General features: G+C 55.6%; 16 protein-coding genes. 10 read left to right on the plus strand and 6 right to left on the minus strand.

The features are described 5' to 3' along the window. Positions 1-157: 157 nt before the first annotated feature. Positions 158-382 carry a FeoA domain-containing protein gene (locus IBT54_RS17160; protein ID WP_201252533.1) on the plus strand — a complete coding sequence of 75 codons (225 nt, stop codon included), beginning with the start codon at positions 158-160 and terminating at the stop codon, positions 380-382. Next, positions 382-2,709: a Fe(2+) transporter permease subunit FeoB gene (feoB, locus tag IBT54_RS17165; protein ID WP_201252534.1), complete on the plus strand. Its 2,328-nt coding sequence runs from the start codon at positions 382-384 to the stop codon at positions 2,707-2,709. The genes IBT54_RS17160 and feoB overlap by 1 nt, the downstream gene beginning before the upstream one ends. A gap of 355 nt (positions 2,710-3,064) precedes the next feature. Here feoB and IBT54_RS17170 read toward each other — a convergent pair whose 3' ends face one another. Next, a complete protein-coding gene (locus tag IBT54_RS17170; protein WP_201252535.1) occupies positions 3,065-4,102 on the minus strand; it encodes a tyrosine-type recombinase/integrase in 1,038 nt (345 codons plus the stop codon). A gap of 889 nt (positions 4,103-4,991) precedes the next feature. Here IBT54_RS17170 and IBT54_RS17175 point away from each other — a divergent pair. The 7 genes from IBT54_RS17175 to IBT54_RS17205 all read left to right on the plus strand — a co-directional run bounded on the left by IBT54_RS17175 (position 4,992) and on the right by IBT54_RS17205 (position 12,068). After that, complete coding sequence (locus IBT54_RS17175) at positions 4,992-5,459, plus strand: SgcJ/EcaC family oxidoreductase (RefSeq protein WP_201252536.1); 468 nt, start codon at positions 4,992-4,994, stop codon at positions 5,457-5,459. A gap of 271 nt (positions 5,460-5,730) precedes the next feature. Continuing rightward, on the plus strand, positions 5,731-6,942 hold the full coding sequence (locus IBT54_RS17180; RefSeq protein ID WP_201252537.1) for an SfnB family sulfur acquisition oxidoreductase: 1,212 nt from the start codon (positions 5,731-5,733) through the stop codon (positions 6,940-6,942). A 9-nt stretch (positions 6,943-6,951) separates the two neighbouring features. Continuing rightward, positions 6,952-8,142 (plus strand): SfnB family sulfur acquisition oxidoreductase, encoded by a 1,191-nt coding sequence (locus tag IBT54_RS17185; protein ID WP_201252538.1) that lies wholly within the window; start codon positions 6,952-6,954, stop codon positions 8,140-8,142. Beyond that, positions 8,139-9,488: an LLM class flavin-dependent oxidoreductase gene (locus IBT54_RS17190; protein WP_201252539.1), complete on the plus strand. Its 1,350-nt coding sequence runs from the start codon at positions 8,139-8,141 to the stop codon at positions 9,486-9,488. The genes IBT54_RS17185 and IBT54_RS17190 overlap by 4 nt, the downstream gene beginning before the upstream one ends. 33 nt (positions 9,489-9,521) lie before the next feature. Beyond that, positions 9,522-10,331 (plus strand): MetQ/NlpA family ABC transporter substrate-binding protein, encoded by an 810-nt coding sequence (locus IBT54_RS17195; protein ID WP_201252540.1) that lies wholly within the window; start codon positions 9,522-9,524, stop codon positions 10,329-10,331. Between the two features lie 2 nt (positions 10,332-10,333). After that, a complete protein-coding gene (locus tag IBT54_RS17200; RefSeq protein WP_201252541.1) occupies positions 10,334-11,434 on the plus strand; it encodes a methionine ABC transporter ATP-binding protein in 1,101 nt (366 codons plus the stop codon). Further along, a complete protein-coding gene (locus IBT54_RS17205; protein ID WP_061060926.1) occupies positions 11,418-12,068 on the plus strand; it encodes a methionine ABC transporter permease in 651 nt (216 codons plus the stop codon). Before IBT54_RS17200 ends, IBT54_RS17205 begins: the two co-directional genes overlap by 17 nt. A 34-nt stretch (positions 12,069-12,102) precedes the next feature. Here IBT54_RS17205 and IBT54_RS17210 read toward each other — a convergent pair whose 3' ends face one another. From IBT54_RS17210 to ssuD, 5 genes are all read right to left on the minus strand, one after another. Then, the gene (locus tag IBT54_RS17210; protein ID WP_201252542.1) at positions 12,103-13,320 is read right to left on the minus strand and encodes a monooxygenase; all 1,218 of its coding nucleotides are present in this window, start codon (positions 13,318-13,320) and stop codon (positions 12,103-12,105) included. Next, a complete protein-coding gene (locus tag IBT54_RS17215; RefSeq protein ID WP_147789929.1) occupies positions 13,313-14,773 on the minus strand; it encodes an MFS transporter in 1,461 nt (486 codons plus the stop codon). Before IBT54_RS17215 ends, IBT54_RS17210 begins: the two co-directional genes overlap by 8 nt. Before the next feature lie 263 nt (positions 14,774-15,036). Beyond that, on the minus strand, positions 15,037-16,449 hold the full coding sequence (locus IBT54_RS17220) for an LLM class flavin-dependent oxidoreductase (protein ID WP_201252543.1): 1,413 nt from the start codon (positions 16,447-16,449) through the stop codon (positions 15,037-15,039). A 68-nt stretch (positions 16,450-16,517) separates the two neighbouring features. Next, entirely contained in the window at positions 16,518-17,930 is a 1,413-nt protein-coding gene (locus tag IBT54_RS17225) for an FAD/NAD(P)-binding protein (RefSeq protein ID WP_095708260.1), read from the minus strand. A gap of 25 nt (positions 17,931-17,955) precedes the next feature. Next, the gene (ssuD, locus tag IBT54_RS17230) at positions 17,956-19,128 is read right to left on the minus strand and encodes an FMNH2-dependent alkanesulfonate monooxygenase (RefSeq protein ID WP_033785272.1); all 1,173 of its coding nucleotides are present in this window, start codon (positions 19,126-19,128) and stop codon (positions 17,956-17,958) included. A 274-nt stretch (positions 19,129-19,402) separates the two neighbouring features. Between ssuD and IBT54_RS17235 the strand changes: the two genes are divergently transcribed. Then, complete coding sequence (locus IBT54_RS17235; RefSeq protein ID WP_201252544.1) at positions 19,403-21,292, plus strand: sigma-54-dependent Fis family transcriptional regulator; 1,890 nt, start codon at positions 19,403-19,405, stop codon at positions 21,290-21,292. Positions 21,293-21,370: the final 78 nt, after the last annotated feature.

Genomic DNA, 21,370 nt, shown 5'->3' on the forward strand with positions numbered 1-21,370 from the left:
ACTTCTGAACCCTCTCCGGTAATCCACGAGTTAACTGCCTGTTGAGCTGTTGTTGACAATAACAGCGGTTTTCCCCTACCTGTGCGATCCCAGATCAAAAACCGAAACGCTTATCATTTATAAAATGATAGCTTCTTTATCAGAGGCAGAGCGTCGTATGGCAATTAACATGGGTAGCACTTACCGGATTCTTGGTTATCAGCCATCGGTAAATACCGCCTGGCGGCAGAAATTACTGACAATGGGCATGCTGCCTGGGGCAGTGGTGGAGGTTATTCGCGTGGCACCTATGGGCGATCCGGTCCAGATTCGTACCCGCCGTGTCAGCCTGGCAGTGCGACAGCGTGATCTGGCCGACATCATTCTGGAGGAGATCGTCTGATGAAAAAGATCACCATCGGGTTGATAGGCAATCCCAACACCGGCAAAACCACGCTGTTTAATCAGCTGACCGGTGCCCGCCAGCGGGTCGGTAACTGGGCTGGCGTCACGGTTGAACGTAAAGAGGGCCAGTTCTTTACTGCACAGTCTGACGTCCGGCTCATCGACCTGCCTGGCACTCGCTCGCTGACTACGCTATCCGCTGAAAGCTCGATTGATGAGAGCATCGCCTGTCAGTATCTCTATCAGGATCACGCCGATGTGGTGATTAACGTCGTTGATGCCTCCAGTCTGGAAAGTAATCTGTTCCTGACCTTTCAGCTGCTTGAGCTCGGCGTACCCTGTATTATCGCCCTGAACATGCAGGATATTGCCGCAAGCCAGAACATCACTATTGATGCCGCAGCGCTGTCAGCCCGCCTGGGATGTCCGGTGGTTTCACTGACCTCAACCAAAGGCGACGGTATCGCTCAGCTAAAAGCACTGATTGACCAACCGCATATTTATCGCGCTCCGGAAAGGGTGCAATATCCGGCTGCGATTGAAACTGCGATTGAGCAGCTCAGCCTGCAGATGTCCGCGACGCTGGCTCCGCAGAAAAGATACTGGCTGGCATTGCAGTTGCTGGAAGGCGATATCAACAGCCAGAAACTTTGCCCGGAACTGCTTCCATCCCTGCTTGAGATTATGCAGCGGGCGGGCGGCGATACGGGTGTACAGATTGCCGATTATCGCTATCGTGCCATTAACGCGGTCTGCGCAGCCGTCAGTAACATTCATCAGGCCATCCCGGCCAGTCTTACCCGCCAGATTGATAACATTGTGCTGGACCGCTGGCTGGGCATTCCGATATTCCTGGCAGTGATGTATGTGATGTTTGTGCTCTCAATTAACATTGGTGCCGCGTTTCAGCCACTGTTCGACGGCAGTTCGGTGGCGATATTCATTCATGGCGCACAATGGCTGGGATATGTCTGTCACTTCCCGGCCTGGCTGACGGTGTTTCTGGCGCAGGGTCTCGGCGCCGGCATCAATACCGTGCTGCCAATCATTCCACAGATTGGCCTGATGTTCCTGTTCCTCTCTTTCCTTGAGGATTCAGGTTATATGGCGCGCGCCGCCTTTGTGATGGATCGACTGATGCAGTCACTGGGCCTGCCGGGAAAATCTTTTGTGCCGCTGATTGTCGGCTTTGGCTGTAATGTGCCGGCGGTAATGGGTACGAGGACGCTGGACACGCCACGTGAGCGTCTGCTTACAGTTCTCATTGCGCCTTTTATGTCCTGCGGCGCGCGGCTGGCAATCTTTGCGGTGTTCGCCGCGGCATTCTTCGATGCTCACAGCTCCAGCCTAGTATTCTCCCTCTATCTGCTGGGCATTGCAGTGGCGATTGCGACCGGACTGGTGCTCAAGCATACCCTGCTGGGTGGCGAAGCTTCACCGTTTATCATGGAGTTGCCGGTCTATCACCGGCCTCATCTTAAAAGCCTGCTACTGCAGACCTGGCAACGGTTGAAAATGTTTGTAGTGCGTGCCGGTCAGGTCATCATCCTGGTGAGTATGCTGATTGGTGTGCTGAGCAGCTTTGCATTCAATGGCCAGCTGGTTGATGACATAAACTACTCTGCGCTGGCGGCGACCAGTAAAGCCATCACGCCTGTGCTTCTGCCAATCGGAGTGACGCAGGATAACTGGCAGGCGACAGTGGGGCTGGTGAGCGGCATTATGGCAAAAGAGGTCGTGGTCGGTACGCTTAACAGCCTTTACACCACGGAGGCGATTCAGAGCAGCGTATTTGATCCGCAGGCTTTTAACCTGGCGGATGAATTGAAAGAGGCGCTGACGGAGACCTGGGCGGGCCTGACGGCTGCATTCAGAATTGATGCGCTGGCCCATCCCATCGATGCCAGTAAAGGCGATGGTGAGATGGCATCCGGTTCGATGGGCGTGATGTCAGCCAAGTTTGGCAGCGGCTTTGCCGCTTACAGCTACTTAATCTTTGTCCTGCTCTACGTTCCCTGTGTCTCAGTCATGGGTGCGATCGCGCGAGAGGCCGGGAAAAAATGGATGATGTTCTCATTCTTATGGGGGCTTAATATCGCCTATACCATGGCGACACTCTTTTATCAGACCGTCACGTTTAACGAGCATCCTGCATTCAGTGCAGTCTGCCTGATAAGTGTGCTGGTGCTGAATGGAATCATCCTGCTGACACTGCGTAAAGCGGGAAACAGGGTGCAGGCAATACCGGTTATGCTCACCGAGGAAAATAGGGGTTGTCGCGGCTGCCACGGAAGCTGTGATAAACAGAAAGGCTTCGCGCAGTAACGATAAGCACCGATGCTATCCGTTGCGATGCTGATTTATCAGCGACGCTGCGGATAGTTACGCGATCGTCCTGTAACTGACAGTGATCGATCAGAAACATCAGTGAAGGGTGTTGGTTAATCTCGCCTGGCACACCGCGCGTTTCGGCCATTCCTTTTAAACTGGCAGCGGCTGCCACAGAGACAGATTCGCAGCAGGTGGTATGGCAGCACCAAGAAAGCAATGAAATCAGCCGTCTGAACCCGGCACAGACTTACAGCAGCGATAATCCGTACCGGCTTACACACAGGCTGTCCACTTTTTCTGTGGATAACTCTGGCCTGAAAACCGACAAAACTCGCGCTTTATGAAGCCATCAGCCGGGAATATCAGGTTCCGCATATTGTTCCATGAACTCCACCATAGCGCCTTTATGCGCATCCACATGACGGATATAACGCATTAGTGTCTCCGGTTTTTTCCAGGTGCCTTCCTGCATGATGCGGGCGACAGGATAGCCTTTATCTGCCATATCCTGAGCTGCGCCCACCCTGGCACTGTGGCCACTCCAACCGGTATAGCGATTCTTGTTAGCCTTTATTGCACTGCCTTTTCCAGCCGTTCGCCAGGCTCGATTAAAAATCTGTTCCAGTGCCCGGGTACTCATCGGTTTTTCTGTAATCAGCACCCGGCCTGAACGGTGCACGGCATTGAACAGCCAGGCATCAGGCTGACCGGAAAGGCCGGACGCCTCGATCCACTCTTCAAGTCGCCGGGTTGAATGAGCGCTGAGCGCCTTGATCAATCCGCCAGTCTGCACAAGGGTTTTTGTCCACGCCACATCCAGAATGATACGACCATCACCGGCACGCATCACATCACGCACCCGCAACCGTGACAGTTCACTGATACGCAGTAGCGTTGCATAGGCGACATGCAAAAAAGCCAGATCACGAAGCACCTGGAGATTGTCAGAACCTGACCACTGTTTATCCAGTACCATCAGGTCTGTCAGCCTGAAGGGCACGGCCTGGCCTGCACGCTCGCCATTCACAACGGCAACCCGGTTAATCTTCTTCATGGTACGGAAAACCAGCGGAGAACCATTCGGCACAGGCAAGCCGGCGTTACGGTGTAACATCGAAATCAACGCTGCATGGGACGTGACGGTCGAAGAAGCCCGTCCGCTTTCAGCCAGAAAAGAGAGATAGTCACGCAAATCCTCTGCGCTCATCGGCAGAAAAGTACGCTGGTTATCTTCTGACCACTGATTGCAGATTCGCATGACGCTAAGCAGCTGTCGCCAGGTATTGGGGGAAAAGGCCTCTTTGTCCTGGACGAACTGTCTGAGCCGTTCGGTGATATCACTGTTCCGGTTCACCGTCAGACGGGTTAACGGCACTATCTCACTCATCTTTGCTCGCTTATTAATCAGAAAACGCGATGATCGCGCTACGTGAATTCTGAGAATTCAGCAGGGGGATTACCGGTCAGAATTTACGTAGCGTTGCCATTTTGCAGCCTTACCTTTGCTGCCCATTATCATAACCCGTCAATTTTCCTGTGTCATGACTTCGTATAAGAACAATTATACGAAGTTATAAATCCATAGTCTTTCGGCAAGATCTTTGCCGACCGGTCTGGCGCAGAATCGTGTGGGGTAGGCTGTCATCCTGACCACGCATTTACCGGTTGCGTTAGCATAAGGACACAGGCTGTGCAGAGCATGAGATTTGAACCAGACGTCTGAATAACCCTTCTCAACTTCAGCTTAATAAAATTACTCACTTAAATAATGGCAATAGTGAATTGAATTGATAAGACGCTTTTCAATGGCTCATAAATAATCGAACACGAAGCTCGCCTGAAAATAAACCAGAAAAGATCCCAAATGATATTCACGTTCCGGACGAGCATGACCATTATTTATCGTTAGCCTGTAAGTTGAGCAGATTTTCCCACCATTATCTTTATTGTCACGAACTGATAACCCCACATTCCTACTATCAGAAAGTGTTCTGAAAGCATTTGTCAGAATAAAAAACTAAATATTAATACTTTAAAGATTTAAATATCACTTTGCAATTACAAGCCGCTATCCTGCACTCCTGAATATGGGAAGCAGTGACACCCTTTTATCCGCTTTTAATCAAAATAAGACGGACAGTTAATGAACTGACCGAAGCAGATTAATAATGAATCAGATGATATAGGGGTCATTGAGAACTAATCAATTATGCGCATTTTTATGCCGGCGTCTGAAGTAACACCGGCATTCATCAGGGTAAAAAGAGGATTTTTTCATGAAAAAAAGTTTATTATCGCTGTGTCTTTTAGGTCTTTCCTGCGCGCCGGCTATTACACTGGCACAACAGCCGGTTAGCTGTGTCAAAGCGTCTGAGCAGGATGTAGCCAGCCTGTTTGATACCTGGAATAATACGCTGGCAACCGGCGATGCGACTAAAGTCTCTGAGTTATATGTCAGCGATGCCGTGCTGCTGCCAACTATTTCAAACCATGTGCGCCTGACAGACCAGGAACGCATTGACTATTTCAAAGACTTCCTGAAAAAAGCTCCGAGCGGTAAAATTGATTCCCGCACTATCCGGATTGGCTGTAATAAAGCGATTGATGCCGGCGTTTATACCTTTACCTTCAAAGATAATACGCACGTCACTGCACGTTATACCTTCACTTACGTCTGGGATGGCAAGGGCTGGAAAATCTCAACGCATCACTCTTCAGCTGTGCCAGAGCCAGTGAGCAAGTAATATTCTTTCACATTAGTACCGACTTTTTAAAATCAGCCTCTGAATATTTCAGGGGCTAATTTTTATGGTCAAAAAATATTTTTATTGCCTCAGCCAGAAATACCTGAAAAAGCCAAAGCCATATTATGAATTAGCTTTGCGAATATTGTAATAACCACGCTATTTACTTCGTTCTGACCAACTGCCTATTATCGCTTTCATCGTAAATAAATGTGACGCGCTCAATATCAGCCAATCTGCTTTGACGCCTGTCTCTTTTTCCGGAAGCGCTATGAAACTCATCTCAGATCCTCCCGAGACTTGCCTGGCAGCCGTCATTACCCGACGCGATCAGGCTATTCAGGCTGCCCATTCGCTGGCTGAACAGGCGAAACCTGGTGCCATTGAACGCGATCAGCAACGACTTTACCCCCGCGACCTTCTCGACAGGTTTACCCGGCTCGGACTGGGCAGCATCAGTGTTCCACGCCACTTTGGTGGTGGGGGACTGGATTTTCAGACAGTGGCGGAGGTATTCCGCATCATCTCAGCCAGCGATCCCTCTCTGGGCCAGATTCCGCAAAATCACTTTGGTCTGATTCAGTTCATTCTTGGCGAAGGCAACCCGCAACAACAGACAACATTGCTGCAGGCGGTGGTCAGTGGCAAACGGCTGGGCAATGGGGGCCCCGAGAAGAACACCCGTCATACGCGGGACATTCAGGCACGGCTGGTCAGTGACGGTCCGGAACACCGTCTGACCGGAGAGAAATTCTATTCTACCGGTGCATTGTTCGCAGACATTCTGGTGACCACCGCTCTGCAGGAGAGTGACCAGCCTGCAATGGCTTTTATCCCGCTGCCTGCCAACGGCGTAGAGATTATTGATGACTGGTCAGGCATGGGTCAGCGTACCACGGCCAGCGGCACAGTAAGGCTTGATCGGGTTGCCGTAGATCCTGCATTGCTTATCCCCTTGCCGCCAGAAGAAAAACCGACCCTGCGCGGGGCTGTCTCGCAACTGATTCAGGCGGCGATCGATGCCGGTATCGCTCAGGGCGCGCTGGACGATGCGCTGGAGTTTGTCCGCAGCAGCTCACGCCCCTGGGTGGACGCAGGCGTGGAGCGCAACGCTGACGATCCCTACATCCTTGCTGACATCGGTCGTATCAGTACTGAACTGAGCGCCGCAAATGCCCTACTGCGCCGGGCCGCAAAGGTGCTTGATTCACTCGATCAGCAGGCACTGACAGCGGAAAACAGCGCAGCCGCCTCTATTGCCGTAGCGGAAGCCAAAGTACTGACCACTGACATCGCGCTGCGTGCCAGTGAAAAACTGTTGGAGTGGGGCGGCAGTCGCGCCACGCTCCTGCAGCATGGGCTGGATCGCCACTGGCGCAATGCGCGCACTCACACGCTGCACGACCCGGTGCGCTGGAAAACACACGCTATCGGCAATTACTACCTCAATGCGATCTACCCCGCGCGTCATGCATGGATTTAAGGAGAAAGAATGAGTCAGGTTCAGCCCAAACAGCACGCTTCCCCTATTCGCAGCGAGCAGCATGCGCTGGAAGTGGCTGCGCAACTGGCGCAGCAGTTCCGTGAGGGGGCCACAGCGCGAGATCGTGAACGTGAACTGCCGCATTCCCCTCTGCAGACCCTGTTTCAATCAGGATTAGGGGAGATTACCGTGCCGCAGGCGTACGGAGGCATTGCCGTATCAACCGCCACACTCGTCTCTGTGATCACGCTAATTAGCGAGGCTGATGCAGCGATTGGTCAGGTTCCGCAAAATCATTACTACGCGCTGGAAGTGCTGCGCGTTAACGGCAGTGAATCACAAAAACAACGGTTGTATCGGGAAGTCCTGACAGGCGTGCATCTGGGCAATGCGCTGGCAGAGTTCTCCTCCCGTGCCGCACATCAGCGGACCACGCAGATTCGGTGCAATATTCTCAACGGCAGCAAGTTCTACGCTACTGGTGCGCTGTTTGCTGACCGCATTCCCACGGCAGCGCGCGATGAAGAGGATAAAGAACAACTGGTATTTGTGCCACGTCATCAGGCGGGTGTGACCGTTATTGATGACTGGAGCGGGTTTGGTCAGCGCACTACAGGCAGCGGCAGCGTCCTCTTCGAAAACGTCAGGGTGGATGCTGAAGATGTGGTGCCGTTTCAGACAGCATTTGAGCGGCCGACGACCGTCGGCCCTTTTGCGCAGATTATGCACGCCGCTATCGATCAGGGAATTGCACGCGCCGCATTTAACGACATGCTCGACTTTCTGCGCCACCGTGCCCGACCCTGGCCCGACAGTGGGGTAACGCGTGCCACTGATGACCCCTTAACGCTCGATCGCACCGGACGTCTGGCGGCGCGACTGAGCGCCGGTGACGCCCTGTTAGCCGAGGCAGGGGCAGCCATCGACGCCGCGCAACAGCAGTCTGACGCCGCGACGGTGGCGCTGGCCTCGGTGGAGGTGGCCAGAGCGCGTGCCTGGACCACAGAAGTCTCACTGGAAGCGGCTAATTTGCTGTTTGAACTGGGCGGTTCACGCGCCAGCCTGCGTGAATATAACCTTGATCGCCACTGGCGTAACGCGCGCACCCATACCCTGCACGATCCGGTACGCTGGAAATATCCCGCGATAGGGAATTACCTGCTCAATGGCGTGCTGCCACCGCGCCGGGGCACGCTATGACTCAGAAACAGGTTCTGCTCAACGCGTTTAACATGAATTGTGTCGGCCATATTCATCACGGCATGTGGACGCACCCGGAAGACCGTTCAACCGAGTTCAATACGCTGGCCTACTGGACTGATCTGGCACGCCTGCTGGAACGCGGACTGTTCGATGGACTCTTTATTGCGGATATTCTGGGCGTCTATGACGTTTATCAGCAGGGTATTACGCTAACGGCACGCGAGTCGATTCAGTTACCGGTCAACGATCCGCTGATGCTGGTTTCGGCTATGGCGGGCGTCACGCAGCATCTTGGCTTCGCCGTGACCGCGAATCTCAGTTATGAAGCACCGTTTCCTTTTGCCCGCCGTCTTTCCACACTCGACCATCTGACTCAGGGACGAATAGGCTGGAACATCGTCACCGGCTACCTGGACAGCGCCGCCCGTGCCATGGGAAACAAACAGCTGCTGGCACACGATGAGCGCTATGCACAGGCGGATGAGTTTCTCGATGTCAGTTATCAGCTGTGGGAAGGAAGCTGGCAGGATGATGCGCTGGTTGTCGATCGCCCGAATCGTCTTTACGCAGACGCCACGAAAATTCATCCGGTCAGGCATCAGGGTGAATTTTATCAGGTTGAAGGCTATCACCTCAGCAGCCCGTCACCCCAGCGTACGCCGTTACTGTTTCAGGCCGGCACCTCTGCACGCGGGATTCAGTTTGCTGCGCGTCATGCCGAATGCACTTTTGTTAACGCAGCGACACCCGCAGCGATGCGCCAGCAGACTCAGCGGCTGCGACAGGCCGCAGTTGAAGCAGGTCGACGTGCAGATGATTTGCGCATCTTCATGGGTGTCGGCGTCATCGTCGCCCCGACAGAGCGGGAAGCACAGGAGAAACACCGCAGTTATCTTGAATATGCCAGCCCGGAAGCGGGGATTGCCCATTTCTCCAGTTCTATTGGTCTCGACCTGGCCACCTTTGAGCTTGACGAACCCATTATAAGCGGGGAGACCCGGGCTATTGAATCGGTCAGTAAAGCCTACAGCGGCTGGACTCGTCGCCGCCTGCTGGAGCAGCATGCGATGGGCAGTCGCTATCCACTCATAATCGGTAATCCCGCGCAGGTCGCGGACGCGCTGCTGCACTGGATGGATGAAGGCGACATTGACGGATTTAATCTGACCCGCATTCTGAACCCGCAGAGCTACCGCGACTTTATCGATTTAGTTGTACCTGAACTCCAGCAGCGCGGGCGCTATAAAACGGCTTATCAGCCCGGTTCACTGCGCCACAAAATTTTCCAGCAGGATCGCCTGCCCGATCGTCACCCGGCGGCTCGCTGGCGTCATCCCGCCTGACCTCATTGATCTATTTAACCTCAAGGAATCACCATGACACGCTCAAAAACACTATGCGCCGCCCTGGGCGGCCTGCTGCTGATCCTCAGTGCCGCTGCGACCGCAGCGAACTATTCCGGCCCGCTCAAAGTGGGGACCACCGCCGCGTTTGCCCCGCCGCTGGAGACCGCCGTCGCCGAAGCAAAGAAGCAGGGACTGGATGTTGAACTGGTCGAATTTACCGACTGGGCTGCCCCGAATGTCAGCGTGGAAAATGGCGATATCGACGTCAATCTGTTCCAGCACAAGCCTTTTCTGGAGAATGCTAATCAGTCCGGCGGCTTCCATCTGGTCGCTTATGCGCCGGCCATCATCAATAACATTGGTCTTTATTCCAAAAAACACAGCGCGATTGATCAGGTTCCCGAAGGCGGCACCGTTGCTATCGCCAACGATCCGATTAATGGCGCACGCGGATTATTGCTGCTGCAGAAGGCGGGGTTGATTACGCTCAAACCGGGTGTGGGACTGAAAGCAACCGTTGATGACATCGTCAGTAACCCTAAAAAGCTGAAAATTATCGAAGTGGAAGCGGTACAGCTCTCGCGCTCGCTTGAAGAAGTCGACCTGGCGCAGGGCTATCCACACTATCTGCGTCTGGCAAAAACGATTGATCCCAATAAGGCACTGCTGTTCGACGGGCTGGAGCACCCGGAATATGTCATTCAGTTCGTAATCCGTCAGGGTCATCAGGACGATCCGCGACTGGCGAAGTTTGTTGATATCTATCAGCACTCTCCGGTAGTCCGCGCCAGCCTCGACAATTTCTATGGCAAACTCTATCAGCCAGGCTGGAGCCAGTAATCATGGTCAGTCTGAGCATCCCTGAGACGTCGGCATTGTCCGATGCCGCTACGCGCCATACCAGCGGTGCCTCACACGTCATCATTGAAGCATTAAGTAAACGCTATCCCGGCCAGTCTGTGGATGCACTGCGCAATATTAATCTCGGGATCCATCGCGGAGAAATATTCGGCATCATTGGCCGCAGCGGCGCGGGAAAATCGACGCTCATCCGCTGCCTTAATCGTCTGGAAGTACCGACTGCCGGACGCATCGTGATCGATGGCACCGATATCAGCGCGCTTAACGCGCGGCAGCTGGTCGAATGGCGGCGCAGCACCGGCATGATTTTCCAGCACTTCAATCTGCTGTCGGCCAAAACCGTACGGCAGAATATTGAGCTACCGCTAAAAGTGGCAGGCGTGCCTGCTGCCGTGCGGGCGCGCAAAGTGGATGAGCTGCTGGCGCTGGTCGGGCTGGAGGCACGGCAACACGCCTGGCCCGCACAGCTTTCCGGTGGACAAAAACAGCGCGTCGGTATTGCGCGTGCGCTGGTCCACGATCCGGAACTGCTGCTGTGCGATGAAGCGACATCAGCACTCGACCCCGAAACGACACGCTCAATTCTGGCGCTGCTTAAAAAGATCAATCAGCAACGCCATATTACCATTGTGCTGATCACCCATGAGATGGACGTCGTTCATGACCTCTGCCACAACGTTGCGGTAATCGATCAGGGTGAAATTATTGAGCGCGGCCCGGTCTGGCAGGTTTATAGCGACCCGCAGCAGGAGACGACGCGCCAGCTGCTGAACCCCAATCACCAGGCTCTGCCAGAGTCGGTCGGCACACGCCTGACTGTCCACCGGCAACATCATCAATCCCGTCTGTTGGTGCGGTTACGCTACACCGGGCAGGGTGCACAACCCGATATCGGTGCGCTGAGTGCAGAGATCGCGGGCGAAATCACCCTGATTTACAGCGCTATCGAGTGGGTTGACAGCAAACCCACCGGCCAGTTGTTGCTCCTGCTGGATGCCCGACACGAGGCGCAATCCGTGACAACTCAACTGGCGCACATCGCCGATCGACTGGAGGTATTAGGTTATGTCACCGGCTATTGAACGTTTATGGGTCGCCTTTCTGGATACGCTGCTGATGGTAGGCGTCTCCTCTGCGCTCGCGCTTGCGCTGGGCTTACCCATGGCGGTGATTCTGGTGGTCAGCGGACGCGGCGATCTTTTTCCCAGCCCACTACTTAATCGGGTGCTGGGCTGGGTAGTTAACCTCTTTCGCTCCATCCCATTTCTGATCCTGATGGTGGCGTTAATTCCCTTTACCCGCTGGATTGTGGGAACCACCTATGGCGTCTGGGCAGCCGTCGTACCGCTTACCCTGGCGGCCACCCCGTTTTTTGCCCGTATTGCGGAGGTCAGCCTGCGTGAAGTTGATAAAGGACTGACCGAAGCGGCGCAGGCCATGGGATTTCATCGCTGGCATATTATCTGGCATGTGCTGCTGCCGGAAGCGCGGCCAGGCATCGTCAGCGGTTTTACCATCACGCTGGTGACGATGATTAACGCGTCAGCGATGGCCGGCGCCATCGGTGCAGGAGGATTAGGGGATCTGGCGTATCGTTATGGTTATCAGCGGTTTGATATGCAGGTAATGGTGACAGTTATTGTGGTGCTGGTCGCGCTGGTGACGTTGCTTCAGTTGTGCGGTGACCGGCTGTCGCGACGGCTGAATCACCGCTAAACGCGTAAGGCCGGGATCACCCGGCCTTACTGTATTATGACGCTTCGCCGTTGCCGATCTGCCAGATAAACGTCGGATCGTTGCCGTTTACCTCCCAGTCACCCACATTGCGGATTTTGTAAATCACTGGGTTGTGTGATGACACCGTGCGGGCGTTGCGCCAGTGTCGGTCCAGCGCCTTGCTGACGCGGGTATCGGACGCGCCCAGCGCATTGAAGAACTCCGTGGCGGCACGCGTCACTAACTCCACCGCGACTACCTGCGCCCGGGCGGACTCCACCTCGGCCTGAACGTTCGCCGCGTGAAGCTCCGCTTCATTGGCACCGCTCAGTTGCAGTTCAAATGCCCGTTGCAGTGAGTGAGTCGCCCGATCAACGGCGGCTTCAACGGCCCAGGTCCAGCTGCTGATCTGACCAACCACCTGCAGCACCTGCACATCCTGCTTAACCTGGGGCGCATTGCCGTGGCTGTAAATCCGTTTACGCTGCACGACCCCCTGTGACGCATCACGCACTACGGCCCGGCCTATACCCGCCAGCGTGGCTAATAACACATGCTGATAAAATGCGGTCTGATAGCGAAAGCGCTCACTGAAATCATAAACGTGTGGCTGCTCCACACGGGCATGATGAAAGCGTGTGGTGCCACTGCCGGTCAGCCTCTGTCCGAAACCATCCCAGTCATCATCACGTTCCACTTCATTCTGATACGTGTTCACCAGCGCGATGACGTCGCGGCCGTTGTCCGTGCGCTGCGCATAGACATCAATCCAGTCCGCATAGAGCGTGCCGGTGCTATAAAACTTCTCACCGCTGATCCGCCATTCTCCCGCATCGGGTGAGACCTGGGTGTTGACCTCACCCAGCTTAACCGCCCCGATTTCACTCCAGCCACTGCCCACCAGCTCGCCATCCATAAAACGGCGGAACCAGCGCCGCCGATCCTCACTCTCCGGCTGGTTCAGGCGATCCTCGATAAAGGCAAAGTGCGCGCGCAGTGCCTGCGGCAGATTCGAATCCGCTTCGGCCAGCGCGGTCAGCAGGGAAAAGAGCTGCGGCAGCGAGACGCCGAAGCCACCTTCTTCTTTGGGGATGCGCAGGGTGCCAAACCGCGCCTCTTTCAGCCAGCGGATCGGCTCATGCAGCAGAGTGCGATCGATTTCACGCGCGGCGGCGCCTTCAGCAATACGGTTAAAGAGTGGCCGGAACTGTTCGGTCAGCGCGGCAAATTCAGTACGGGTTAATTCAGACATGATCTTCTCCTGTTGCGGGTTGTTCATCAATGTCCTGTCGGGTCGGTTCAAACCGGATAATCAACAGGAAAATAATCGGAATAAGGGCGGCGAGAGAGACGATCCAGAACATGTTGGTGCCATAACGGGCCTGCAGAATGGGCAGGATAAATAGCGCCAGTGCACTGCCGATACCAGAGAGCGAGCGACTGAAGCCAACACCGGTCGCGCGAATGTGGGTCGGATAGGAGAGCGCCGGATAGATCATCAACTGCGCGCCGGGACCGAACCCTTCGGCAAACAGCCAGAGTCCCAGCATCAGCACGGCAAACACCACACCGGCAGTGGCCTGTGGATGACCGATCAGCGCCAGCGAGATCAGCGCGATAAATTGCAGGGCAAAACCCGCAATCGCCACATGCCTGGAAGGGAATTTCCATGCCAGTCGCATCCCCAGCAGGCCGCCGGTAAAGGCGAACAGCGCGTTCAGCCCCAGTGAGGCGGAGATGGTTTCAAACACGCCCGCGCCCAGGAACTGCGCCAGGATAGAGGGCAGGAAGAAAGCAATGGCGGTGTACTCAAATGCGATACAGACGTTCATTACTGCGCTGACGATCGTGCGTTCGAGGTAAGGCTTCTGAAACAGCACGCGGAAACTCACTTTCGGGGCCGCTTTCACGGTTTCGGTTTTTTCAGGCTGCTCTTCATGCGCAATAATGCCGTAGGAGTCGCGCAGGATACGAACAGCACCGCTCAGGTCTCCCTGATTGGCTGCCCACAGCGGTGACTCATTCATGAACTTGCTGCGCACCGCGATAATGAGCAGGGCCGGTACCGCGCCAAACAGCAGCGAGGCGCGCCATAACCAGTCGATGTGTTCAGCTGGCAGCAGGAAATAGAGCGCAAAAATAATAAAGAAGCAGGCAGATGATGCGGCATACCACATCGGGCACCAGGCCGCGAGGCGCGACGCTTTATTGCCTTTGCCGGAGAATTTAGAGAACTCCGCCAGGTAGGCCATGGCAACCGGCAGATCGATCCCGACCCCGATGCCCATCAGAAAACGCGCCCCAATCAACACCCAGACGTTGGGTGCGAGACCCGCCGCGATGGCAGAGACCACAAAGAACAGCATGTCCGCCATAAACACCGAGTAGCGGCCATATTTATCGGTGAGCCAGCCGCCGACCAGATTGCCGACGATGGTGCCGATCATAATTGAAGAGGTCACCAGTCCGGTCAGTACCGGGGTTAAGCCAAACTCTTTCACCACATCGTCAATACCATAGGAGAGCGTGGTGAGATCGTAGGCGTCAAGAAATACACCGCCCAGCGCCAGGAACACAATCCAGCGCGCGTAGCTGTTTTTCTCCGTATTACTGTTGATTAGCCGGGCCACATCACTCACCGAACGAACCGGCGTGGAGTGGGGCGGCGGGGCGGTCAGGGTGTTGTCAATCTCTAATGTACTCATCATATCCTCGTTATTATATTCAGCAGGTAACGAGGTTTTTATAGGCATTTAAGGCATAGTTAACAACCAACAAATAACGATAACTATTTCAATATATTCAATAAGTTAATCATTAAAAGATGACCACGACAGAAGCCGGATGAATAGCAGGATTCATCCGGTACGAATTAAAGCATTTTTCTTTACCTGGCCTGAAACCGGCGCGCTTCTTTAGTCGTTAATAAATCTGTAAAGCGATGACTGAGACTATTAATCGGCAGATTTCATCCTGATATTTCAGCGCTATCTATCTGCGTTTCTGCGTCAGCGTGGCGGCGATAACCGGCACCCGGATGTGGCAACGCCAGCCGCGGTCCCTTTCCGAACAACTTTTCACGCAGCGTGCCGGGCTGATAGTTCTGCTTGTAGACGCCGCGCTTTTGCAGTTCCGGCACCAGCAGTTCCACCACGTCAGTGAAGGTTTCATGCGTCACAGCGTAGGCGAGGTTAAATCCGTCAACGTCGGTCTCTTCAACCCAGCTCTGCAGTTCATCCGCTACGGTTTCGGCGCTGCCCACCAGCAACGGGCCAAAACCGCCAATGCCCACCCAGTCAGCCAGCCCCTGCACCGTCCACTGACGAGTGGGATCGGCGGTGGAGAAGGTCTCGACCGCCGACTGAATGGCGTTGGTATGCAGATGCTTCAGTACCTGATCCGGCTGATACTGCCCGAAATCGATACCGGTCCAGCCCGAGATGAGCGCCAGCGCGCCTTCGTAACTGACATAGCTTTTGTACTCCTGCCATTTCGCCTGCGCCGCCAGGTCGGTTTCACCCACAATCACCGTCTGCAGATTGAAGATCAGTATGGATCGCGGGTCACGTCCTGCTTCAGCGGCCCTGCGGCGAATATCTGCCACAGTTTTCTTCAGCAGTACTTTCGACGGTGCCGCGACAAATACACATTCAGCATGCTCCGCTGCAAACGCTTTACCGCGGCTGGAAGCACCTGCCTGATAAAGTACCGGCGTGCGCTGCGGTGACGGCTCGCAAAGATGAATACCCGGCACCTGGAAAAACGTTCCCTGATGGTTAATCGGATGGATTTTACTGGGGTCGCTGAATATATGACGTTCACGATCGCGCAGGACAGCGTCGTCTTCCCAGCTTCCCTCCAGCAGCTTATAGATAACCTGCAGATACTCATCGGCGTAGTCGTAGCGCGCATCGTGATCGGTCTGAGCCTGATGCCCGATATTGCGTGCACCACTTTCCAGGTAGGAGGTGACAATATTCCAGCCAATACGGCCTTTGGTCAGATGATCCAGGGTCGAGATCCGCCGCGCAAACGGGTAGGGGTGTTCAAACGACAGCGAGGCGGTCAGGCCAAAGCCCAGGTGTTCCGTCACCATGGCCATCGGCGTGACTAACGCCAGCGGATCGTTTACCGGCACCTGTGTAGCCTGACGGATGGCAGCATGATTATTACCGTTGAGCACGTCATAGACACCCAGCACATCAGCAATAAACAGCCCATCAAACTTACCGCGCTCCAGCAGGCGCGCTAAATCGGTCCAGTACGCCAGATCTTTATACTGCCATGAGCGGTCACGCGGATGCGCCCACAAGCCGGGTGACTGATGACCAACACAGTTCATATCGAAAGCATTCAGGCGAATTTCACGTTGCGATGACATAGCGACTCCTGAGCGGATACGGCAATCGCTTGCCGCCCACCTTTTAATATGTGTTTTATAAGGAAGATTCAGTAAGTGAGTGAGCCGGGACATCGCTCGCTGACAGGCAGGGATAGGCCATTCAACAGTTGCCGTGCAACAGACTCAGCATGTTCCGCCACCTGCGGTAATCCCATCAGCTCGCCAAAGCGACCCCGTGCGGCAGGCCCGGCAACATACAGTCCGGGATTCGCTTCACCGTTCACATTCAGCGTCTGAGACAGCGCATTAACCTGGATCCCCAGTGCCAGCGGGTCAGGCTGGATAACGCCATCGCCATGGAGCTGACGCAGCAGCGCATTGCTGTTAAGCAGCGCGTTGTGTGCAGGGCCGGTGGTGACAATGACTTTCTCCACCTCCAGCATGTGTGATTGCCCACCACGCAGGCGCAGCGTCAGCCGGAGCGTTGCGCCATCCGATTCAGCGGCGATAAGGCGCGCCGCCAGCAGAGTCAGCTGACCGCTGGCCTGCTGCTGGCTGAGAATCTGACTCACCTGCGGCGCAATCCGGTAGCGGTGAACATCCCACCAGGGGCGCAGATGATGCAGAAAGCGCTGCTGCTCGTGCAGCGACAGACTCTGCCAGATGTGCTGACCGTTACGGCGAATATCATCCAGCACCAGCTGCCAGGGCAGATTCAGCGCTGCCGCCTGTTTAACCTCCTGACGCACCCGATGTAGCCAGCCGCGCGCGGTGGCGGACTGCGGCTGACTGTAATCCAGAGCGTAGGTCTCATTGTTGCTACTCAGGTTGGCACGCGGCAGCTGGCCACGACGTGAGAAGACGGTAATCTTTCCACGGTGCTGCTGACGATGCAGCGACGCCACCATATCGGACATGGTCAGCCCTGAACCGATAATCGCCACCCGATCGTCAGGGACGACCTGCGCCAGCGCGTCGCGCTGCCAGGGATTGGCAATCAAACCCGGATGGCCCTGTAGCGGCCTCAGCAGAGCAGGCAGATCCGGCGGGGGATGGCTGATCGCCAGCACCACCTGATCGGCATGAATCTGCTGCCCGGAGGCCGTGGTCACCACGCCATTCTTAAAGGCAACCGCACTGTCACGCAGATGGCTCAGTTTCACCGGTGAGTGCTGCTGCTGATGAACAAACTGCGCATTGACCCAGCGTCCGAACTCACCGCGTTGCGGGTAGACGTTGCCGTCATGCCACAGCGCTTCCGGATCGGCCCTGAAGTCGGCAGAGGCGCGATAGTCGCGATCGAAAACACCCTCTTCATCACCGGCGAGCTGCATTCTGCCGGCCGGCACATTAATGCGGTGGGCCGGATCGGTGGTGCCGTATGCCACGCCCTGCGCCAGCTGTGCGCGAGGTTCAATCACCGTCACCTGTAATCCCGCCTGGCCAGCGCGGGCCAGATGGATCGCCAGCGCAGTGCCGGTGAACCCGCCGCCGATAATGACAATCTGCTGTTGTGACATAAGCGAGCCTTTTTCTGTTAACTGACTAGCTGGCGCTGGCCTGTTTAGCCGGGCGACGGTCGCCGCCGATGGTTTCACCAAACGGACCTGTATTGACGCTGCGCTGTTTCTTTTCGGCGTTGGCGGCCAGCGGCAACAACGGCATTACCAGCTCCGCAAAGCGGTGTGCCTCTTCAAGATGCGGATAGCCGGAGAAGATAAAGTTCTCAATGCCCAGTGCCTGATACTCCCGGATGCGATCGGCAACCTGCTGCGGATTGCCGACCAGCGCAGTCCCTGCACCGCCGCGCACCAGGCCAACGCCCGCCCAGAGATTGGGACCGATGCGCAGGCTCTCACGCGACCCCTGATGCAGGGCACTCATCCGCGCCTGACCGGCGGAGTCCATGCGGGCAAAGATTTTCTGCGCGGCGGCGATAGTCTCTTCATCCAGATGAGAAATCAGCCGATCGGCCGCCGCCCAGGCTTCCTCTTCCGTTTCACGTACAATGACATGTAAGCGGATGCCATAAGAGAGCGTGCGGCCATTCTCCTGTGCTCGCTGACGAACCACCGCCAGCTTCTCCGCGACCTGTTCAACCGGCTCGCCCCACGTCAGATAGGTGTCGATCTGATTCGCCGCAACGTCGATAGCAGCCTCAGATGAGCCACCGAAATAGAGTGGCGGACCGTCTTCCTGAACCGGCGGGAAGAGGATCTCGGCACCTTCCACGCGAATATGTTCGCCTTCAAAGTCTACCTTCTCGCCTTTCAGCAGGCGGGAGTAAACCTCAAGAAATTCTTTGGTCACCTGATAGCGCTCTTCATGACTCAGGAAGATGCCGTCACCTTTGTTCTCTACCGGATCACCACCCGTGACCACGTTGATCAGCAACCGGCCGCCGGAGAGACGGTCCAGCGTCGCCGCCATCCGCGCCGCCAGGCTGGGCGGTTGCAGGCCGGGACGCACGGCCACTAAATAGCGCAGCTTTTTGGTGATCGGTGCCAGTGCCGAGGCGACCAGCCATGAATCCTCGCAGCTTTTACCGGTCGGGATTAACACACCGTAGTAGCCCAGATTATCTGCCGCCAGCGCAACCTGCTGTAAATAGGGTAAATCGACTGCTCTGCCGCCTTCGGTGGTACCCAGATAGCGCCCGTCGCCGTGGGTAGGCAGAAACCAGAAGAGGTTGAGGTTTTCCTGTGTCGCATGACTCATTAGCAGATTCCTTTATAACGATATTAAAATTTATCACATAGGATTAATCCCTTTGGTTATATAGCCTTTAGCAGGATGCGTGCCACTGCGATGAAATATTTTTATTATCAAAATTCAATAACTTATCGTTTTTGTGGCATACGCTAATCTGCTGCATTCGCAACAGGCATAGTTGCATCCTGCTGCATTGGCAACAATCTGACTCGTTCCGCCTCTCGTTTCGGCGTCAGCGGCGCGGTATGGTCATGGTTTTCCCGTTCATCCGGTAAATGAGATGCAGATATCCAGCCCTGAGTTAATTGACCCCGCATCGCGCGCCTTTAAAAGCGTGCTGGATCAGCTCGCGCCCACCGATGCGACGGTACTGATCATCGGTGAAACCGGCACCGGCAAAGAGGTGATGGCGCGCTATCTGCATCACCATAGCGCCCGCAGCCGGCAGCCTTTTCTGGCGGTTAACTGCGGCGCACTTACCGAGAGCCTGGCGGAGTCGGAGCTGTTTGGTCATGAGAAGGGTGCCTTTACCGGCGCACAGGACAGGCATCGTGGCTGGTTTGAGGCGGCTGAGGGCGGCACGCTGCTGCTGGATGAGATTGGTGAGCTAAGCCCGTCGCTGCAGGTGAAGCTGCTACGCGTGCTGCAGGAGCGTGAAATTACCCGCGTCGGATCGTCCAGGCCGGTAAAAGTCAATGTGCGGGTCATTGCCGCGACCAACCGGGATCTGGCGGTGGCTATCCGTGAACGGCGATTCCGGGAAGACCTCTACTACCGGCTGAATGTGGCCAGCGTCACACTGCCGCCGCTGCGCCAGCGCTGCGAAGATATCCCGGTGCTGGCCAGTCACTTCCTGCAACTCTATGCGCGCCGTCTTGGTCGTCCTCAGCTTCGCCTCAGTGATGAAGCCATGACGGTGTTGATGAACTACAGCTGGCCGGGCAACATCCGTGAACTGGAGAACACGCTGCACAACGCCGTGCTGCTGAGCAAAACCTCACTGGTCACGCCGCAGCAGCTGCGGCTAAGCCCTCTTGCGGGGAGCGACCTGCCGCAGGGAGAGGAGGCGCTGGATCAGTTTTTACGCCAGCAGATGCAGCAGAGTGATACACCGCTCTATCCCCGGGTAATTGCTGCGCTGGTGAAAAATGCGCTGGAACTCACCCAGGGTAATCAGTTACAGGCAGCCGCGCTGCTGGGTATCAGCCGACATACATTGCGCACGCAGCTGGGGCATCTGGGGGTGATTAAACCGCGCCGCGGTTCAGTGCGTCAGCGTGATGCGTCTCCTGGTCAGCAGCCTGAGCGGGAGCGGGAACTGCGTATTGGTTATCAGAAATTTGGCAACCTTGGCATTCTGAAAGCCCGCCAGTCGCTGGAGCAGCAGCTGGCCGGGCAGGGTGTCAGCGTCATGTGGAGTGAATTTCCTGCGGGTCCGCAGCTTCTGCATGCACTGAGCAATAAGGAGATCGATTTCGGGACCACCGGTGAAGTTCCCCCCTTGTTTGCGCAGGCCAGCAACAGTCCCATGGTCTATGTTGCCTGGGAACCTGCCGCCCCGCAAAGCGTGGCGCTGCTGGTGCCTAACAGCAGCCCGGTTAAGCAGATTGGCGATCTCAGAGGCAAACGTATTGCCGTGAATCGCGGCTCCAACGTTCACTATCTGTTGCTGCAGATTCTGGATGAGGCGGGTTTAGCGCCGGATGATGTGCGTATTGTCTATGCCCCGCCTAAATATCCGCTGACGCCCAGCGATCTCAACGCGGTGGATGCCTGGATGATGTGGGATCCGTTACTCAGCGATGCGGAGAACAGCGGAGAGTTCAGGGTGATTGCTGATGGCACAGGCCGGGTCAATAACCATCAGTTTTACCTGGCTGAGCGCGGATTTTCGACGCACTCTGGCGATCTGTTACAGATTCTGCTTAGCGCACTGGAGCAGACCGGCCGCTACATTGATGCGCATCGTGCTGAAGCTGCCGGGCTGCTCTCAACGGAACTCGGCATCTCTGCAACCTCACTGATGCACGCCTTAGCCCGGCGCAGCCATCAGACCCAAAGAATGAACCTGGCCATCATCCGGGAACAGCAGACTATCGCCGACCGCTTCTATGCGCTGGGGTTATTCAGTCGCGCCATTCGCGTACGCGAGTCGGTCTGGCATCCATAGCGTTTTTTTAGCTAAGCATCGAACATTTCATCGCTAAGCGCTTCAACCCGCGTTTGTTATGTTGCGCAGACAACAACC

It is taken from the genome of Pantoea sp. S62, from assembly GCF_016658625.1.
GTDB classification, from domain to species: Bacteria; Pseudomonadota; Gammaproteobacteria; order Enterobacterales; family Enterobacteriaceae; genus Pantoea; species Pantoea vagans.

Excerpts from the sequence above, each read along its gene's own strand:
- IBT54_RS17210 (WP_201252542.1), bottom strand. The coding sequence starts at position 13,320 with ATGTCTGAATTAACCCGTACTGAATTTGCCGCGCTGACCGAACAGTTC.
- IBT54_RS17195 (WP_201252540.1), top strand. The coding sequence starts at position 9,522 with ATGACACGCTCAAAAACACTATGCGCCGCCCTGGGCGGCCTGCTGCTG.
- IBT54_RS17215 (WP_147789929.1), bottom strand. The coding sequence starts at position 14,773 with ATGAGTACATTAGAGATTGACAACACCCTGACCGCCCCGCCGCCCCAC.
- ssuD (WP_033785272.1), bottom strand. The coding sequence starts at position 19,128 with ATGAGTCATGCGACACAGGAAAACCTCAACCTCTTCTGGTTTCTGCCT.
- feoB (WP_201252534.1), top strand. The coding sequence starts at position 382 with ATGAAAAAGATCACCATCGGGTTGATAGGCAATCCCAACACCGGCAAA.
- IBT54_RS17235 (WP_201252544.1), top strand. The coding sequence starts at position 19,403 with ATGCAGATATCCAGCCCTGAGTTAATTGACCCCGCATCGCGCGCCTTT.
- IBT54_RS17160 (WP_201252533.1), top strand. The coding sequence starts at position 158 with ATGGCAATTAACATGGGTAGCACTTACCGGATTCTTGGTTATCAGCCA.
- IBT54_RS17170 (WP_201252535.1), bottom strand. The coding sequence starts at position 4,102 with ATGAGTGAGATAGTGCCGTTAACCCGTCTGACGGTGAACCGGAACAGT.
- IBT54_RS17190 (WP_201252539.1), top strand. The coding sequence starts at position 8,139 with ATGACTCAGAAACAGGTTCTGCTCAACGCGTTTAACATGAATTGTGTC.
- IBT54_RS17220 (WP_201252543.1), bottom strand. The coding sequence starts at position 16,449 with ATGTCATCGCAACGTGAAATTCGCCTGAATGCTTTCGATATGAACTGT.
- IBT54_RS17185 (WP_201252538.1), top strand. The coding sequence starts at position 6,952 with ATGAGTCAGGTTCAGCCCAAACAGCACGCTTCCCCTATTCGCAGCGAG.
- IBT54_RS17200 (WP_201252541.1), top strand. The coding sequence starts at position 10,334 with ATGGTCAGTCTGAGCATCCCTGAGACGTCGGCATTGTCCGATGCCGCT.
- IBT54_RS17205 (WP_061060926.1), top strand. The coding sequence starts at position 11,418 with ATGTCACCGGCTATTGAACGTTTATGGGTCGCCTTTCTGGATACGCTG.
- IBT54_RS17180 (WP_201252537.1), top strand. The coding sequence starts at position 5,731 with ATGAAACTCATCTCAGATCCTCCCGAGACTTGCCTGGCAGCCGTCATT.
- IBT54_RS17225 (WP_095708260.1), bottom strand. The coding sequence starts at position 17,930 with ATGTCACAACAGCAGATTGTCATTATCGGCGGCGGGTTCACCGGCACT.
- IBT54_RS17175 (WP_201252536.1), top strand. The coding sequence starts at position 4,992 with ATGAAAAAAAGTTTATTATCGCTGTGTCTTTTAGGTCTTTCCTGCGCG.